The organism is Blautia sp. MSJ-19 (genome assembly GCF_018918125.1).
Taxonomy (GTDB): domain Bacteria; phylum Bacillota; class Clostridia; order Lachnospirales; family Lachnospiraceae; genus Blautia_A.
Window position 1 is genome coordinate 44,350 of record NZ_JAHLQA010000039.1, and the last position, 17,576, is coordinate 61,925.

Genomic DNA, 17,576 nt, shown 5'->3' on the forward strand with positions numbered 1-17,576 from the left:
CAGTTTAACATATGCTTATATGCTTGTCAAAACTCTTTCCGGTCCCAAAATCATCTAATTTACCGGGTTAAAAACTTCTCCTCTGACAACACGAAAAACTTTATTGATATGAAACTGATGACTTACAAAATCATCAAGACCTGTACATGTGATCAGTGTCTGAATATCATGAATGCTGTCCAGAAGATAGGTCTGTCTGTTACTGTCCAACTCTGAAAGTACATCATCCAGAAGAAGAACCGGTGTATCTTTGATTTTCTGTTTCACAAGATAGATCTCTGAAAGTTTCAAAGACAGTGCAGCCGTCCTCTGCTGTCCCTGAGAACCATATTTTCGTATATCGATTCCATTTACAACAAAGCTGAGATCATCTCGATGCGGACCTGCTGAAGTCATTTTCATTTTTATATCTCGTTCTCTGTTATGTTTCAAAGTTTCTTCAAAACAGTCTGCATCAGAGCTTGGCTCATAAAGCACTTCAATATGTTCCTCTCCTCCGGTCAGATTCCGGTGGATTCCCTGGATCACTTCGTTGAGGTCTCTTATAAATTCGCTTCTTTTGTCAATAATCTTTTTTCCATACTGTACCATCTGCAGATCCCATATATCCAGGGTTTCTTTCAAAGAAGGATTCATATACAGATCCTTCAGAAGACGGTTCCTCTGGTTCAGGATATGATTATACCCTGACAGATCTGTCAGATAAATATTATCCAGTTGACATAATTCGAGATCTATAAATCTTCTTCTCTCCCCCGGTCCGTTTTTGATAATATTCAAATCTTCCGGTGAAAAAAATACAAGATTTACGATCCCGAATAATTCTCTTGCTTTCTTGATCGGCAATCCATTGATCGCCACACCTTTTGCCTTATTTTTGCGGAGATGCATATCAATTTTGTAAGAAATCCCGTCTTTTTTAAGCATCATCCGGATATGGGATTCATCTTCCCCAAACCGGATGATTTCTTTATCCTTGCTGCCTTTGTGTGATTTGGTCGTTCCGCAGATATAGACAGATTCCAGTATATTGGTCTTTCCCTGCGCATTATCTCCGTAAAAAATATTTGTCCCCTTATCAAGTCCCAGCTGCAGATCCTGATAATTTCTGAAGTTTTTAAGTTCTATAGATTCAATGTACATAATTATCTGATAACTTTGATTTCCTGGTTTTCAAATGTGATCACATCACCTTCATAAACCTTACGGCCTCTTCGCAGGTCCACTTCCCCATTTACCTGAACAAGTCCATCCTGTATTGCATATTTGGCTTCTACTCCATCTTCTACAACTCCGGCAAGTTTCAAAGCCTGTCCAAGTTTAATAAATTCATCTTTTATTGTAATTTCCAAAACAGTTCACCTCGCATTATCTGGAATTCTGACTGATGTTTACCGGAAGAATCAGATATGTGTAGTTTTCTTCATCATCTCTGATAAAACACGGTGCCTTTGGATTCATCAGATACATATGAATCACTTCATCGTCAATAACTTTCAAAGCATCAATCAGGAATTTCGGGTTAAATCCGATCACAATATCCTTACCTGCTTTTTCAATATCGATCTCTTCATTCATAGATCCCATTGCAGAATCAATTTTCAGCTCCATGCTGTTGTCCCTGATCTCAATAACGATTGGTTTTTTGTCACCTTCGCGAACAAGAAGTGTTGCACGGTCAATACAATCCAGAAATTCTTTTTTGTTTACACTGACTTTTGTATCATAATCACTGGAAAGCATCTGATCAATACGGAAATATTCTCCTTCAATCAGTCGAGATACCACCATAGTCTGGTCAAATTCAAAAAGGATATGATTTTTTGTAAAGTAAATGCTGACCTGATCATCAATTTCACCGGATAAAATCTTACTGATCTCACTCAGTGTTTTTCCGGGAACAACGATCTTACGATCAGAATATTCTTTTTTCAGTGGCATCTTGCGAATGGAAATACGATGTCCATCCAGAGATACGATTTTCAAACAGTTATCTTTGATCTCAAACAGTTCTCCTGTCATAAGACGGTTATTTTCGTTTACTGCAATAGAAAAAATAGTCTGGCGGATCATTTCTTTCAAAGTAAACTGTGACAGAGAAAGGGATTCCTCTTTTTCAATAACCGGAAGATATGCAAAATCTTCTCCTGATTTGCCAGGAATTGTAAATTTTGCTTTTTCACAGGTAATAGTTGCCACATAATTGCTGTCGGTACAAATAGTAACATCATTATCCGGAAGTCTTCTTATAATTTCATAAAAAATCTTTGCATCAAGAGCAACCATACCTTTTTCTTCGATATGACCATCCACGATTGTTTCAATACCAAGTTCCATATCATTGGATGTAAACTTGATCTGATTTGTGGTTGCATCCATAAGGATACATTCAAGGATTGGCATGGTTGTTTTGGAAGGAACAGCTTTCAAAGATATGCTGACACTTTTTAAAAGATTGTTTTTGGAACAGATGATTTTCATTGTGTGTATAACTCCCTTCATGTTTCAGAATTGGCTTTATAAATAAAAAGATATTAAGAAATCCGCCGTAGCCGCCTTAGGGGGTGTGAATAATGTGAAAAAGTCTTTCAAAGCTTGAAAAACGGGGATTTCTTAACTGTATAACTCCGTGTATAAGCAACTTTCAAAGCTGAAAATGCATGTGGAAAAGTCACTTAACCCTGTGGATTAATTTTTTTCTTAAGAGTATCAATAGAGTTTCTGAGGTTGTCATTTGTCTTTAATTCGTTCTCAATCTTCTCTATCCCGTGCATAACTGTAGTATGATCACGGTCTCCGAGATTTTTGCCGATAGTCTTGAGCGAAGTATCGATGATATCACGGCAAAGATACATGGCAATCTGTCTTGGCATAACGATTTTTGAACTTCGTTTATTGCCACAGAGGTCTGCAACGGTAACATGATAATGTTCGGCAACCACGGAAATGATGTAATCCGGCGTGATAACTTTCTGCTCATCCGGAGAAATGATATCTTTCAGTGCCTGCTCGGCAAGTTCGAGAGTAACTTCTTTTTTCTCCAGTTTGGAGCTTGCCATTACTTTATTGAAAGCTCCCTCCAGCTCTCGAATGTTGGATTTGATATTTGTTGCAATATAATTGATGACTTCTTCGCTGATATTATAGCCTTCCAGTTCTTCTTTTTTGTGAAGAATAGCCATTCGTGTCTCATAATCTGGAAGTGTGATGTCTGCGATCAGACCCCATTCGAACCTTGAACGGAAGCGTTCTTCCAGGATTTCCATATCTTTTGGTGGCTTATCTGAAGATATGATGATCTGCTTTTTGGCGCTGTGAAGGCTGTTAAATGTGTGGAAAAATTCCTCCTGTGTAGATTCCTTTCCTATAATAAACTGAATATCATCGACGAGAAGAACATCGATGTTTCGGTATTTTTCACGGAATTTGGACATGGCGGAATTGTTTCCGTTACGAATTGTCTCGATCAGCTCATTGGTAAATTCTTCGCTGGTAACGTACAGGACTTTGCTGTTTTCATCGTGTTCGATAATATAGTGAGCGATGGAATGCATAAGATGAGTTTTGCCAAGTCCGGCGCCTCCATATATAAAGAGCGGATTGTAAGTATCTCCCGGAGATTCTGCAACAGCGAGTGCTGCAGCCTGTGCAAATTTATTGTTGTTACCGACGATAAAGGTATCAAAAATATATTTGGGATTGAGGTGAGCTTCTTCACAGCGGCGGTCAATATCCGACATGCTGTTTTCGGATGTTGCATTATCATAAGAAGAAACTTCTTTTTTTGGTGCCTCATCAGGAGATATGAATTTGACTTCGCATTCTTCCATTCCGGTGATTTCGCAGATTGTGACCTGAAGGAGAAGCTTATACTTCTTATTAAGAAGGTTTATCAAAACAACCTGTTCCGAAGGAACAAGAATCGTGATCACTTTATCTCTGACATCATAGACTTTTAGCGGTTTGAGCCAGGTATTAAACGCAACGTCGCCCACATCATAATCTGCTTTGACTGTTTGCAGAATTTCATCCCAATTTTCAATAACTTTATCCATGTTTCTATCTCCTGGTTTCTTTGAAAGTATATTATATAAGTCGTAACTGTTGATAAGACATAAATATCCTTTTATATATTATAATAAATTGTAGGGAATCGCAATGATTATTTGGGGTTTGAATGGGGAAAATTCACAGGGAATGAGGATAGTTTTCCACTTTATCCACATGTGTATAACCCTAAAATGGTGGATAATTTCCCGTAGGTTTACATAAGATTGGAAATAGTGGAAAACAGGCCATGGGGATTGTGTATAACTGTATCCACAGCAAAAATATTGTAAAATACAGGCTTTTTTCCGCATATTGTGTAAAACATAGTCGAAAAATGGGGATAATTTCATAGGGAAAACGTGAGTTATCCACAAGTTATCCACAAAAAGTGGATAACTTTACGTCAACCTGAACTTTCCACATAAATATGTGGGTTAATCCACAATAGGCCAGAATGCTGATTTTTCTTGATTTTTTTAATATTTTTGGCTTGACGAACAGGTACATTATGAATATAATTGAAATGATGTTCTAGGAAAATATTACGAATACGCTATAATAGATAAAGGAGGTGCTTTACCTATGAAAATGACATTTCAGCCAAAGAAAAGATCCAGAGCTAAAGTTCATGGATTCAGAGCTCGTATGAGCACAAAGGGTGGCCGTAAAGTATTAGCTGCCAGAAGATTAAAAGGAAGAAAACAGTTATCAGCCTAAAGATATAAGACCGCAGTTGATGTGGTCTTTTCTTCTATAATGAAAAAAGGAGGATTCGATGAAATATTCAGAGTCCTTAAAGAAAAACAGAGATTTTCAACAGGTTTACAAGCGTGGAACATCAAAAGCAAATCGGTATCTGGTGATGTACGTGCTGCCTAATCAGCACATGAAGAATCGTCTGGGAATATCAGTAAGCAAAAAAGTAGGGAATAGTGTGGTCCGCCACAGACTCACCAGGTTGATCAGAGAAAGTTATCGTTTAAATGAAGAAGCATTTGACAGAAATATTGATATTGTTGTGATCGCCCGTAATTCTGCAAAGGACAGAAGTTATCAGGAGATTGAGAGTGCCTTTATGAATCTGGCACAGAGACATGAGATCACAGGAGCAGAATCAGATGATAAAGAAACTTCTTATTAAAATGATACGTCTCTATCAAAAATATATATCACCGATGAAGAGAACAAAATGTCCTTATATTCCCACATGTTCTCAATATGGTTTGGAAGCAATCGAAAAATATGGTGCGCTTAAGGGAGGATTACTTGCAATATGGAGAATATTACGCTGTAATCCTTTTTCTCATGGAGGATATGATCCCGTACCATAAAGGTAAATGGAGCAGATAACATACTGTTTCATAAGATTATCCAGGAGGAACTAGAAAATTGGAAAGTATGATTTTGGCTACTAAGAGTGGTACCCCGATCATTGGTCAGATCGCAGTCGTAATGGGCTGGATCATGAACGGTATCTACAAAGTACTGGACATGTTCGGAATTCAGAACCTTGGTCTGTGTATTATTATTTTCAGTATTCTGATCTATCTTTTTATGACTCCTCTGCAGATCAAACAGCAGAAATTCTCCAAGCTGAGTGCGATCATGCAGCCGGAGATTCAGAAGATCCAGAAGAAATATCAGGGTAAAAAAGACCAGGATTCTATGATGAAGATGCAGGAAGAGACTCAGGCAGTATACCAGAAATACGGTGTATCTGCGACAGGAAGCTGCGTACAGCTCGCTATTCAGCTGCCGATTCTGTATGCTCTGTATCAGGTAATCCAGAACATTCCTGCATATGTTGGCAGTGTTTATAATGTATTTAATGGTGTCTGCACAAAGATCCTCGCAGTAGACGGATTTACAGATATCATCAATAACTTTATCACAGATAACAAAATGACACGAGTAAGACAGGTTACTGAGAATGCAGATTCTATCGTAGATTTCCTGTACGCCTTGTCTCCGTCTCAGTGGGAATCTTTACAGAATATCAGTCAGTTCTCAGGATTCTCTGATCAGATCAGCAAAACTGCTTCTGAAATCCAGAAGATGCAGACATTTGGTGTACTGAACATTGCTGACCAGCCACTGAGCTATATTAAGACAGGATCCCTGATCCTTATCATTGCAGCTCTTGCAATTCCGCTTCTTTCATGGGCAACACAGATGCTGAATCTTAAGCTTATGCCGCAGGCAGCAACACAGAATGGCAACGATGATAACAATGCCATGGCAAGTTCCATGAAGACGATGAATACAGTAATGCCGCTTATGTCCGCATTTTTCTGTTTTACATTCCCGGTAGGTCTTGGTATTTACTGGATCGCCAGTGCAGTTGTAAGAAGTATTCAGCAGGTACTTATTAACCGTCATCTGAATAAGATGGATATTGATGATCTTGTAAATGAAAATATGAGAAAAATGGAAGCCAAGAGAGCAAAAGAAGGACTTCCACCTCAGAAGATCACAAACCAGGCTCATCAGAGTGCCAGAAATATCAACAAAGTAGAAAAAGGCATGAGCGGAACAGATGAAGCAAGCCGTGCGAAAAAGGTAGAAGATGCTTATAAGAATGCGTCTCATGCAAAAGCAGGCAGCATCACAGCCAAAGCAAATCTGGTAAGAGATTTCGAAGAACGTAATAAGAAGAAATAAAGAGAAACAGGAAAGGAAGGTCGGGGTTTTATCATGGATGAATATATGCAGTTTTCCGCCAAAACAAAAAGCGAAGCAATCACCAAGGCATGTATTGAACTTGGTGTATCCAGTGACCAGCTTGATATTCAGGTAATCAGCGAGGGAAGTTCCGGATTCTTTGGAATCGGAAGCAAACCGGCAATCATCAAAGCTCGTAAGGTAGAAAATAATTTCGAAGAAAACGAGATCGAAAAGATCGTTGATTCTGTTAAACTTGATGCTTTTAAAGAAGAAACCGTAAAAGAAACAAAGAAATCTGCACCGAAATCCGTTTCCAGACAGAACGATGTGAAACCGGAAATCAAGACAGAAACCGCAAAAGCATCAAAAGAAGAAAAACAGCCGAGACCTGTAAAGGAAAAACAGTTCCGCGAAAAACCGGCAAAAGAGAAGCCGGCGAGAGAACCAAAAGAAAGACCGGCGAAGGAAAAAACAGTAAAGGCGTCAAAACCGATCGAAATCATTACAGATCCTGAGGAGATCAAAGATATCGAAGAGAGAGCACTTGTATTCCTTCGTGATGTATTTGGTTCCATGGATCTTGGCGAAGTACAGATTACTTCCAAATACAACACAACAGACGGATGTCTGGAAGTTGATTTTGAAGGCGAAGATATGGGAATCCTCATCGGTAAGAGAGGACAGACACTGGATTCTCTTCAGTATCTGACAAGTCTTGTTGTAAACAAAGGCAAATCAGATTATATTCGTGTCAAACTGGATACAGAGGATTACAGAAGACGTCGTAAAGAAACTCTGGAAAACCTGGCAAGAGGAATTGCCTACAAAGTAAAGAAGACCAGAAAACCTGTTGTACTTGAGCCGATGAATCCTTATGAGAGAAGAATCATCCACTCCGCATTGCAGGGCAACAAATTTGTTGAAACAGTCAGTGAGGGCGAAGAACCTTACCGTCATGTAGTTGTTAAATTAAAAAGATACTAAATCGGTAGTGAAAACAGTTCACAACTGAAATATAAAATGTTATTCTAGGTGAAAGCGTGAATAACACGTAATGAACGTGTGCTTTCTTCTGGGGTAACATTTTTTTTGTACGATTAAGGGAATGTCAAAGACATGGAGTAATTGTACTTTATAAAAAATAAAGATATCTGCGTCAGCAGGTGGTTCATTTATAAGGAGGAAATATGGACGCAACAATTGCAGCAATCTCTACAGCAATGAGCGCTTCAGGCATCGGTATCGTCCGCATCAGTGGCGAAGAAGCCATGAATGTGATCGCGAAGATCTACCGTTCCAAAAACGGCAGGAAAGATATCCGTGAAGTCAGCAGCCATACCATCCATTATGGATTTATCTATGATGGTGAAGAAGTTGTAGATGAAGTACTGGTTATGATCATGAAAGGACCTCACACTTATACTGGTGAGGATACTGTAGAAATAGATTGTCATGGTGGAGTATACGCCATGAAACGTGTTCTGGAAACTGTATTGAAAAACGGTGCAGTTATCGCAGAACCAGGAGAATTTACAAAACGGGCCTTTCTGAACGGCAGGCTGGATCTGTCTCAGGCGGAGGCTGTTATGGATGTTATCCAGGCAAAAAATTCTATGGCACTAAAGAGTTCTGTAGAGCAGTTAAAAGGATCTGTGCAGAGAGCAGTTAGGGAAATCCGTGCAAAACTGCTTCATCAGATTGCATATATTGAGACGGCACTGGATGATCCGGAGCATTTTGACCTCACAGGCTATCCACAGGAGCTACAGGGAATTGTGGAAAAAGAGTGCGAAAACATCAGCGAGCTGTTGAAAACGGCTGATGACGGAAGAATGATTCAGGAAGGAATAAAGACAGTTATCCTTGGAAAACCGAATGCCGGAAAATCTTCTCTTCTGAATTTTCTGGTTGGAGAAGACCGTGCGATCGTTACAGAGATTGCCGGAACCACAAGAGATATTCTGGAGGAATATATTTCCCTGAATGGGATCACGCTTCGCGTGATCGATACTGCCGGAATCCGGGAGACAGAAGATGTTGTCGAAAAGATTGGTGTAGGCAAGGCAAAACAGATGGCGGAGGACGCAGATCTGATTCTTTATGTAGTGGATTCGTCACTTCCGCTGGATGACAATGATCGTGAGATCATGGAACTTCTTGCCGGGCGAAAGAGTATTGTCATCTATAATAAAACAGACCTTACGGCAGCTGTTGATATTGAAGAACTTAGAACAAAAACAGGCAGTCCGGTAATTTCGGTATCTGTTGTAGAAGAAACCGGAATCAGCCAGTTGGAAGATGAGATCAAGAGAATGTTTTTCCATGGAGAGCTTTCTTTTAATGATGAGGTTTATATAACCAATGCACGTCATAGAGCTGCACTTGAAGAGGCGAAAGAGAGTCTGAAACTTGTATTGGGCAGTATTGAGATGGGAATGCCGGAGGATTTCTTTTCCATCGATCTGATGAACGCATACGAGAGTCTTGGACGCATTGTAGGTGAGTCCGTGGGAGAAGATCTTGTAAACGAGATATTCAGTAAATTCTGTGTTGGAAAATAATATAAGAGTGCGTAGCATGTAACAATCCGTAAGTATCATAACAGATAGATAATAAAGTAAGAAGGGAAGAAAAACAATGGAGAACAGAACTCTGGAAAAGACCTGCGATATTGTTGTAGTAGGCGCAGGACATGCAGGCTGTGAAGCTGCACTTGCCGGTGCACGTCTGGGGCTGGACACCGTAATGTTTACTGTAAGCGTAGACAGTATTGCACTGATGCCATGTAATCCGAATGTAGGCGGAAGTTCCAAGGGACATCTGGTCAAAGAACTGGATGCACTTGGCGGAGAGATGGGTAAAAATATCGATAAAACTTTTATTCAGTCCAAGATGCTGAATAAGTCAAAGGGTCCGGCGGTGCATTCACTGCGGGCACAGGCAGACAAACAGGCATATAGTACCGAAATGAGAAAAACGCTGGAGAATCAGGAAAATCTGACGATCAAACAGGGTGAAGTCACGAAACTTCTGGTGGAAGATGGTAAGATTACCGGAGTACAGCTTTATTCAGGTGCTGTTTATCATTGCCAGGCGGTCGTACTCTGTACAGGAACTTACCTCAAAGCAAGATGCATCTATGGAGATGTAAGTAATTATACTGGTCCGAACGGATTACAGGCGGCAAATTATCTGACGGATTCCCTTAAGGAACTTGGAATCGAAATGTTCCGTTTCAAGACAGGAACTCCGGCACGAATCGCAGGAAATACCATTGATTATTCCAAGATGGAAGAGCAGTTTGGGGATGAGAGAGTTGTTCCGTTCTCATTTTCCACAGATCCGGAGTCTGTACAGATTCCACAGAAATCCTGCTGGTTGACTTATACCAATGAAAAAACACATGAGATCATCCGCAACAACCTGGATCGTTCTCCGTTGTATTCCGGTATGATCGAGGGAACCGGACCGAGATATTGTCCATCCATTGAAGATAAAGTAGTTCGTTTTGCAGATAAAAACCGTCATCAGGTATTTATTGAACCGGAAGGGCTGTATACGAATGAGATGTATATCGGAGGAATGTCCAGTTCGCTTCCTGAGGATGTTCAGGATGCCATGTATCATTCTGTTCCGGGACTGGAACACGCAAAAATCGTCAAGAATGCTTATGCGATCGAATATGACTGCATTAATCCACGTCAGCTTTACCCGACGCTGGAATTCAAAAAGATCAAGGGGCTTTTTAGCGGCGGCCAGTTCAATGGAAGCTCCGGATATGAAGAAGCAGCAGCACAGGGACTGATTGCCGGAATCAATGCGGCAATGGAAGTCAAGGGACAGGAACAGCTGGTACTGGACCGTTCAGAAGCTTATATTGGTGTGTTGATCGATGACCTGGTTACCAAAGAGAATCATGAGCCATATCGAATGATGACCAGTCGTGCGGAATACCGTCTGCTTCTGAGACAGGATAATGCAGATCTTCGTCTCCGCAAGAAAGGTTATCAGGTTGGATTGATCGATGAGGAAACTTATCAGGCAGTCCTCAGGAAAGAAGAGGCTATCCAGAAAGAAATCGACCGTACGGAGCATGCAACGATCGGAGGAAATCCGGAAGTGCAGAAACTGCTGGAAGAAAAAGGAAGCACTCTTCTGAAATCAGGTACAACGATTGCAGAACTGATCCGCAGACCGGAACTGAATTATGAAGATCTGGCACCAATCGATCCGGAGAGACCAGAACTCCCATGGGATGTAAAACAGCAGGTAGAAATAAATCTGAAGTACGAAGGCTATATCAAGAGACAGCTCAAACAGGTAGAGCAGTTCAAGAAACTGGAAGCCAAGAAGATTCCGGAAGATCTGGATTATGAAAAAGTCGGCAGTCTTCGCATTGAGGCAAGACAGAAACTGGAAGAGTACCGTCCGATCTCCATTGGACAGGCGTCTCGTATTTCCGGCGTATCACCGGCAGATATCTCTGTATTGCTGGTATATCTGGAACAATACAGAAGAAATTCATGAGAAAACAAATTTTCAAGAACAGGAGGACCGAAGAGTGTCTTATGATCTGAAAGTACTGGAGCAGGGTTGTGAAGAACTTGGAATTGCCCTGAATGATGTGCAAAAAGAGCAGTTTATTACATTTTATGAATATCTGGTAGAAAAAAACAAAGTCATGAATCTGACTGGAATTACAGAATTTCAGGAAGTGTTGGTAAAGCATTTTCTGGACAGCCTTGCCTGTGTGAAGGCTGTAGATATGACAAAAGTTGAAAAAATCATGGATATTGGAACAGGAGCCGGATTTCCGGGAGTGCCACTTAAGATCGCATTTCCACATCTGGAGGCATGCCTTCTCGATTCTCTGAAAAAGAGAGTAAATTTCCTTGAAGAAACATTTGCTCTGCTGAAGCTGGAAAACATCACAGCCATCCATGGAAGAGCCGAAGAATTTGCCAAAAACAAAGCATACCGGGAACAGTATGATCTGTGCGTGTCCCGCGCAGTATCCAATCTGGCTACGCTGTCTGAGTACTGCCTTCCGTATGTAAAAGTTGGCGGACATTTTATTTCTTATAAGTCCGGGACAGTTCAGGAAGAACTGCAGCAGGCAGAAAAAGCAGTTAAAATTCTCGGTGGAAAGATTCAGGATGTCGTTTATTTTAACCTTCCGGATTCCGAGATTCAGCGTTCTCTTGTCGTGATCGAGAAAATGAAAGCAACACCGGGACGTTATCCGCGTAAAGCAGGAACACCGTTGAAAGAGCCACTTTCATAGAAAAGAAGCTTTTTCACAAAACTTTTCTGCAAAAGCTTTTTACAAGTGCACTGTATTTTCACAGAAACATCACAGATTTATCCTATTTTTATCACAACTTCCTCATAGAATATTTCCAGAGCGGACAAAAAGTCCGGCTCATGATGGAAGATGCTTCCAGGTACCCCCTATCTCTGTTTCACCTGGAGGCATCTTTTGTTTTGGGTTTTATTCTTAAAAATTGCAGAATAAAAAAGTTCTGTTAATAGAAAAAGGAGGAGAGACTTGTGATTGAAGTAAACAATCTGGTCAAACGTTATGGAGACCATACTGCGGTTGACCACCTTTCTTTTAAGATTGAGAAAGGCAAAATCTACGGCTTTCTGGGGCCAAACGGAGCTGGTAAATCTACGACCATGAATATGATTACCGGTTATATAGCATCTACGGAGGGGACGGTAACTATCGACGGTCATGATATACTGGATGAACCAGAGCAGGCCAAAAAATGTATCGGCTATCTGCCGGAAATGCCGCCTCTTTATTTCGATATGACAGTGGGCGAATATATGAATTTCGTTGCTGATCTCAAAAAAATTCCAAAAGATCAAAAGAAATCCATGGTAGAAGAAGTCATGGAGATGGTAAAAATCACAGACATGAAAAATCGTCTGATAAAGAATCTTTCCAAAGGTTACAGACAGAGGGTCGGTCTTGCACAGGCAATTCTGGGTTATCCGGAAGTGATTATTCTGGATGAGCCGACAGTAGGACTGGATCCGAAACAGATCATTGAGATTCGTGATCTGATCAAGAGTCTTAAAAAGAAACATACCGTTATTCTGAGTTCTCATATTCTTTCTGAAGTAAGTGCGGTCTGTGATTACGTACTGATCATTTCTCACGGAAAGCTGGTTGCCAGTGATACGCCGGAGAATCTCGGTAAACTTGCAGAAGGTTCCAATACCCTGAATCTGCTTGTAAAAGGCGAGAAAGATCGTATCCGTACGGCTCTTGGACAGATTGAAGGTGTCAAAGACGTTACAGTGGCTTCTGCTAAAGAAGAACATGTATGGAATGTAACGCTTTCTACCAAAGAAGACACAGATATCCGCGAAGATGTTTTCTTCAAGATGGCAGATGTACATTGCCCGATTCTGGAAATGCAGTCTAAGAAAGTATCTCTGGAGGAAATCTTCCTTGAACTGACCGAGGATGATAAAAAGAAACCTTCCGAAAAGAAAGAAGAAAAGAAACCGGAGATCAACAGTGCCAGTGAAGCGGAAGAATTTCTGAAGGCACAGGAAACAGACAAAAAGGAGGGGGAAGATAAATGATCGCAGTATATAAAAGAGAGCTGAGAAGTTATCTTACTTCCATGATCGGCTATTTATTTATATTTTTTATTCTGTTACTGACAGGTATTTATTTTTCAGCATATCAGCTTGGAGCGGCATATCCGCGTTTTGAGTATACTTTGAGTGCGCTGACTTTTGTATTTCTGATCAGTGTACCGATTCTTACTATGAGAGTTCTTGCCGAGGAACGGAAACAGAAAACAGACCAGCTGCTTCTCACAGCACCGGTATCTGTAGAAAAAATTGTACTTGGAAAATATTTTGCACTGGTTACTATTTTTGCAATCCCGATGCTGATCATGTGTCTGTATCCGCTGCTTATGACAAAATTCGGAACAGTGTCTCTGGGAGCAGCATATACCGCAGTACTTGGATTTTTCCTTCTTGGCTGTGCAAACCTTGCAATTGGTGTGTTTATTTCATCCCTGACTGAAAGCCAGGTAATTGCAGCAGTGCTGACTTTTGTCATTCTGTTTGCTTTTTATATGATGAATGGAATTTCCTCTTTCTTCTCAGAAGGAGCGCTTTCCACCTGCATTACATTTGGGCTTCTGATCCTGGCAGCAGCAATCGTGATCTATACGATGATCAAGAACTTTTTTATCTCTGCAGTGATCTGCATAGTCGGAGAGATTGCCCTGGCAATTGTTTACGTTGTAAATTCCAGCTTCTTTTCAGGTGGGATCCAGAAAGTACTGGATATCTTTAATCTGAGCAGTCACTTTGACAATTTTGCAAATGCAATCTTTGATGTCAAAGGGATCATTTATTTTGTGTCTGTGATTGCAGTCTGCCTGTTCCTGACTGTACAGTCGATTGCCAAGAGACGTTGGAATTAAGGAGGTGGGAAACAATGAAATTTACGGAAAAACTGAAAACAAAAAAGGCAGATAAGATAGAAAATCCGTCAAAAGAGACAGAAAAGAAACCACTGAAACAGAAAATAAAGGATTCCATGAATAAGAAATATCTTAAAAATGGTTCCTACAGTGTTGTCATCAGTGCTGTTTTTGTAGTCATCGTTCTTGTGATCAATATGATCGTTGGTTCCCTTCCATCAAAATATACAGAAGTGGATGTCAGCGATCAGAAGTTGTACAGTATCGGGGATGATACAAAGAAATTCCTGAAAGATCTGGACAAAGATGTAACGATCTATCAGGTTGTACAGAGTGGATCTGAAGATGAGACTATCAAAAAACTTCTGGAAAAATACGATGAGGAATCGGATCATATCACCGTAGAGCAGAAGGACCCGGTCGTAAATCCGAAATTTACTTCTGAATATACGAGTGATGATGTTTCTGCAAACAGTCTGATCGTTGTATGTGGTGACAGAAGTAAAGTTGTAGATTATAACAGCATTTATGAATCTTCTATGGATTATAATACTTACAGTTACACTACCACAGGATTTGATGGAGAAGGTCAGATTGACAGTGCAATCTCTTATGTGACATCGGAAGATCTTCCTGTTCTTTATACACTGGACGGACATGGAGAGAAAGATCTGGATTCCACAATCCAGGAGGATATCCAGAAGGCCAATATTGATATCCAGTCACTGAATCTGATTACAGAAGAGAGCGTACCGGATGATGCAGCGTGCCTGCTTATCAATGCACCGACTTCTGATATTTCTGAATCAGAAAGAGATGCAATTATTGATTACCTTGAAAATGGTGGTAAAGCCCTGATTTTCTCTGATTATACAGAAGAATCTATGGATAATTTTGATGCAGTTCTTGCAAACTATGGCGTGGAAAGAACCGATGGCATCGTGATCGAAGGCGATACACAGCATTATGCACAGATGCCATATTATCTGGTACCGACTGTTAACAGCACAGATGCAATTTCTGATTTTGCATCCAAAGGCTATTATGTGCTGATGCCATATGCCCAGGGAATCAAACAGTCAGACAGTGTGAGAGATACTGTTACGATCAACAGCCTTCTGACAACTTCTGACAGTGCATATTCCAAGGTAGACGTCAACAGTGGAAGTATTGAAAAGACTTCTGATGATATTGAGGGACCATTTGACCTTGGGGTGAGCATCACAGAAACCCTGGATGATGACAAAGAAACGCAGATTGTTTACTATTCAACTTCCAATCTGATGGACAGCCAGATCAACCAGATGGTATCCGGCGGAAATGAACAGATGATCATGAGCTCTCTGAACTGGATGTGCAGTAATGATGAGACTTCTACGATTTCTGTTCCATCCAAGAACCTGCAGATTTCTTATCTGACCCTGACTGCTTATGATGTAAGTTTCTGGAAGATCATGGTAATGGGAATCGTTCCGGTAGTATTTCTTGTAATCGGATTTATGGTATGGCTGAAAAGGAGAAAGGCATAAATGAAGAAAAAAACAGTCAAACTGGTTTCAGCAGTCGCTGTGCTGGGTGTGTTATGTGCTGCTTATGAAGGTGTCAACTTTTATGTCACCTCGCAGGAAGAAAAAGAAACGGAAGAGAGTGATACGAGTGTAGATCTGGTCAGTCTGGAAGCCGATGATATAACAGCCGTTTCTTTTACCGCAGACCAGGACAACGTGGAATTTGATAAAAAAGATGATACCTGGACGGAAAAATTGGATGCTGATTTTCCGGTGAATCAGGATACAGTTGACAGTGCAGTCAGGGGAGTTGCTTCCCTGACTGCGGATCAGGAGATTTCTGATGTGGAGGACTTGAGCGAATATGATCTGGATACTCCGCAGAATACCATCACGCTGACAACAGCAGATGGAGATACGACTCTTGAAGTTGGGATGGAATCTTCAAACAGTCAGTATTATGTGAAAACGGCAGATGATGATAAAAATGTTTATCTGGTATCCAGTACATCTATAGAGCCATTTATGGGAACTTTATATGATTTTGCGGAAAGTGGTACTTTTCCGGCTGTGACGACTGCTACGATCACAGATGTGAATGTAGAAAAAGAAGATGGATATGAACTTACACAGGATGCAGAGAATCTGTTCTGGAATGTGTCTGACGGCAGGACTACAGAGAAAGCAGATACGACAGCGGCAGGAAATGTGACTTCTGCGATTGGTTCTCTGGCATATGATAAATTTGTGGATTATAATTGTACCGATGATTCTAAATATGGATTCGATGATCCGTATGCAGTGATTACTGTGAACTATACCGAAGAAGAAGCGGTGGAGAGCGATGAGGAGTCAGAGCAGTCCACAGATGCTGACACAGAAGAAAGCACGACAGATGCTTCTGAGGAAAATGCAGAGGCAGATGAGAACGACAGTGAAACTGCAGATGAAGAGGCTGCAGATACTTCAGAAGCTGCAGATGCATCAGATGAAGACGACTCTGAGGATGAACAGGAAACACAGACTGTGGAGAAAACTCTTACGATCTATGTGGGAGATGAAACAGATGGTGACCGTTATGTCAAAGTAGATGACAGTAAAGAAGTGTATACGATTACTAACGATTCTCTGACAGAAATCCTTGACAGCACAATGTCTGATTTCTACAGCATGACAGTAAGCTATGTTTCTGTCAATGATCTGGACTCCCTGGAAATTCAGACAGCAGACGGAGACCATACTGTAAGTGTTGTAACGGAAACAGTGAAAGCTGAGGATGAAGAGTCAACAGAAGACACAGATACAGACAGCACAGATGAAAGTAGTGAAGATGCATCTGATGAAAACTCCACAGATACAGATTCCGCTGACGAAAGTTCTTCTGATGACGAGGAAGAGACTACAACAACTTCTTACAAATTAGATGGTAATGATCTTGATGAATCTACATTCACGACCTTTTACAATAAACTTGTCAACATGACTGCACAGGAACGCCTCACTGAAGAATATACACCGGAAGGTGATACGGCATATACCTTCATCTTCAAGGATACAAACGGAACCGAAACAACTGTGAAGTATTATGAATATGATACGAACTTCTATGCAGCAGTTGTTGAGGATAAAGTTTATCTTGTAAATAAGATGAATGTGAAAGATCTGGATGAAGCTTATCAGAAGATGGTAAATCCGGATACGGAAGATGAGGCAAGTTGAAAATCTTAGGAGTGTATATTGCAAAGTAAAAATGCATATGCTATAATGCCAGTAGGCAAAAAGTTGTAAAGTGTCCGTATGGACAGCAAAATCCCCACGAGCTGGAACCTCGTGGGGATTTTTATTCCGTGCCGATCTAGGAGTGGCAACAAATATATATTACTACAAAATGGAC

The 17,576-nt window shown here is 40.7% G+C and carries 16 protein-coding genes; 12 read left to right on the forward strand and 4 right to left on the reverse strand.

Annotated elements, in window-relative coordinates; all coding sequences use genetic code 11:
• Positions 1 to 54: 54 nt before the first annotated feature.
• The 4 genes from recF to dnaA all read right to left on the reverse strand — a co-directional run bounded on the left by recF (position 55) and on the right by dnaA (position 4,055).
• On the reverse strand, positions 55 to 1,143 hold the full coding sequence (recF, locus tag KQI91_RS13265; RefSeq protein ID WP_216393255.1) for a DNA replication/repair protein RecF: 1,089 nt from the start codon (positions 1,141 to 1,143) through the stop codon (positions 55 to 57).
• Positions 1,144 to 1,145: 2 nt separating this feature from the next.
• Positions 1,146 to 1,352, reverse strand: coding sequence for an RNA-binding S4 domain-containing protein (locus KQI91_RS13270; RefSeq protein ID WP_216393256.1), 207 nt, complete (start codon positions 1,350 to 1,352; stop codon positions 1,146 to 1,148).
• A gap of 16 nt (positions 1,353 to 1,368) precedes the next feature.
• The gene (gene dnaN, locus KQI91_RS13275) at positions 1,369 to 2,481 is read right to left on the reverse strand and encodes a DNA polymerase III subunit beta (protein ID WP_216393257.1); all 1,113 of its coding nucleotides are present in this window, start codon (positions 2,479 to 2,481) and stop codon (positions 1,369 to 1,371) included.
• A gap of 194 nt (positions 2,482 to 2,675) precedes the next feature.
• The gene (dnaA, locus tag KQI91_RS13280) at positions 2,676 to 4,055 is read right to left on the reverse strand and encodes a chromosomal replication initiator protein DnaA (RefSeq protein ID WP_216393258.1); all 1,380 of its coding nucleotides are present in this window, start codon (positions 4,053 to 4,055) and stop codon (positions 2,676 to 2,678) included.
• A 577-nt stretch (positions 4,056 to 4,632) separates the two neighbouring features.
• On the opposite strand from dnaA, the gene rpmH reads away from it, so the two are divergent.
• The 12 genes from rpmH to KQI91_RS13340 all read left to right on the forward strand — a co-directional run bounded on the left by rpmH (position 4,633) and on the right by KQI91_RS13340 (position 17,401).
• The gene (gene rpmH / locus KQI91_RS13285; RefSeq protein WP_005423866.1) at positions 4,633 to 4,767 is read left to right on the forward strand and encodes a 50S ribosomal protein L34; all 135 of its coding nucleotides are present in this window, start codon (positions 4,633 to 4,635) and stop codon (positions 4,765 to 4,767) included.
• Between the two features lie 58 nt (positions 4,768 to 4,825).
• Positions 4,826 to 5,191 (forward strand): ribonuclease P protein component, encoded by a 366-nt coding sequence (gene rnpA / locus KQI91_RS13290; protein WP_216393259.1) that lies wholly within the window; start codon positions 4,826 to 4,828, stop codon positions 5,189 to 5,191.
• The gene (gene yidD / locus KQI91_RS13295) at positions 5,169 to 5,381 is read left to right on the forward strand and encodes a membrane protein insertion efficiency factor YidD (RefSeq protein ID WP_216393260.1); all 213 of its coding nucleotides are present in this window, start codon (positions 5,169 to 5,171) and stop codon (positions 5,379 to 5,381) included. Before rnpA ends, yidD begins: the two co-directional genes overlap by 23 nt.
• Positions 5,382 to 5,448: 67 nt before the next feature.
• Entirely contained in the window at positions 5,449 to 6,711 is a 1,263-nt protein-coding gene (locus tag KQI91_RS13300) for a YidC/Oxa1 family membrane protein insertase (RefSeq protein ID WP_216393323.1), read from the forward strand.
• A 33-nt stretch (positions 6,712 to 6,744) separates the two neighbouring features.
• Positions 6,745 to 7,698, forward strand: coding sequence for an RNA-binding cell elongation regulator Jag/EloR (gene jag, locus KQI91_RS13305; RefSeq protein ID WP_216393261.1), 954 nt, complete (start codon positions 6,745 to 6,747; stop codon positions 7,696 to 7,698).
• Positions 7,699 to 7,901: 203 nt separating this feature from the next.
• Positions 7,902 to 9,275: a tRNA uridine-5-carboxymethylaminomethyl(34) synthesis GTPase MnmE gene (mnmE, locus tag KQI91_RS13310; protein ID WP_216393262.1), complete on the forward strand. Its 1,374-nt coding sequence runs from the start codon at positions 7,902 to 7,904 to the stop codon at positions 9,273 to 9,275.
• 76 nt (positions 9,276 to 9,351) lie between these two features.
• The gene (gene mnmG / locus KQI91_RS13315; protein ID WP_216393263.1) at positions 9,352 to 11,241 is read left to right on the forward strand and encodes a tRNA uridine-5-carboxymethylaminomethyl(34) synthesis enzyme MnmG; all 1,890 of its coding nucleotides are present in this window, start codon (positions 9,352 to 9,354) and stop codon (positions 11,239 to 11,241) included.
• Between the two features lie 34 nt (positions 11,242 to 11,275).
• Entirely contained in the window at positions 11,276 to 11,998 is a 723-nt protein-coding gene (gene rsmG / locus KQI91_RS13320) for a 16S rRNA (guanine(527)-N(7))-methyltransferase RsmG (protein ID WP_216393264.1), read from the forward strand.
• A 266-nt stretch (positions 11,999 to 12,264) separates the two neighbouring features.
• Positions 12,265 to 13,314, forward strand: coding sequence for an ABC transporter ATP-binding protein (locus tag KQI91_RS13325; protein ID WP_216393265.1), 1,050 nt, complete (start codon positions 12,265 to 12,267; stop codon positions 13,312 to 13,314).
• Entirely contained in the window at positions 13,311 to 14,174 is an 864-nt protein-coding gene (locus tag KQI91_RS13330) for an ABC transporter permease (protein WP_216393266.1), read from the forward strand. The genes KQI91_RS13325 and KQI91_RS13330 overlap by 4 nt, the downstream gene beginning before the upstream one ends.
• A gap of 14 nt (positions 14,175 to 14,188) precedes the next feature.
• Positions 14,189 to 15,703 (forward strand): GldG family protein, encoded by a 1,515-nt coding sequence (locus KQI91_RS13335; RefSeq protein ID WP_216393267.1) that lies wholly within the window; start codon positions 14,189 to 14,191, stop codon positions 15,701 to 15,703.
• Positions 15,704 to 17,401: a DUF4340 domain-containing protein gene (locus KQI91_RS13340; protein ID WP_216393268.1), complete on the forward strand. Its 1,698-nt coding sequence runs from the start codon at positions 15,704 to 15,706 to the stop codon at positions 17,399 to 17,401. It abuts the gene before it with no gap.
• Positions 17,402 to 17,576 lie beyond the last annotated feature (175 nt).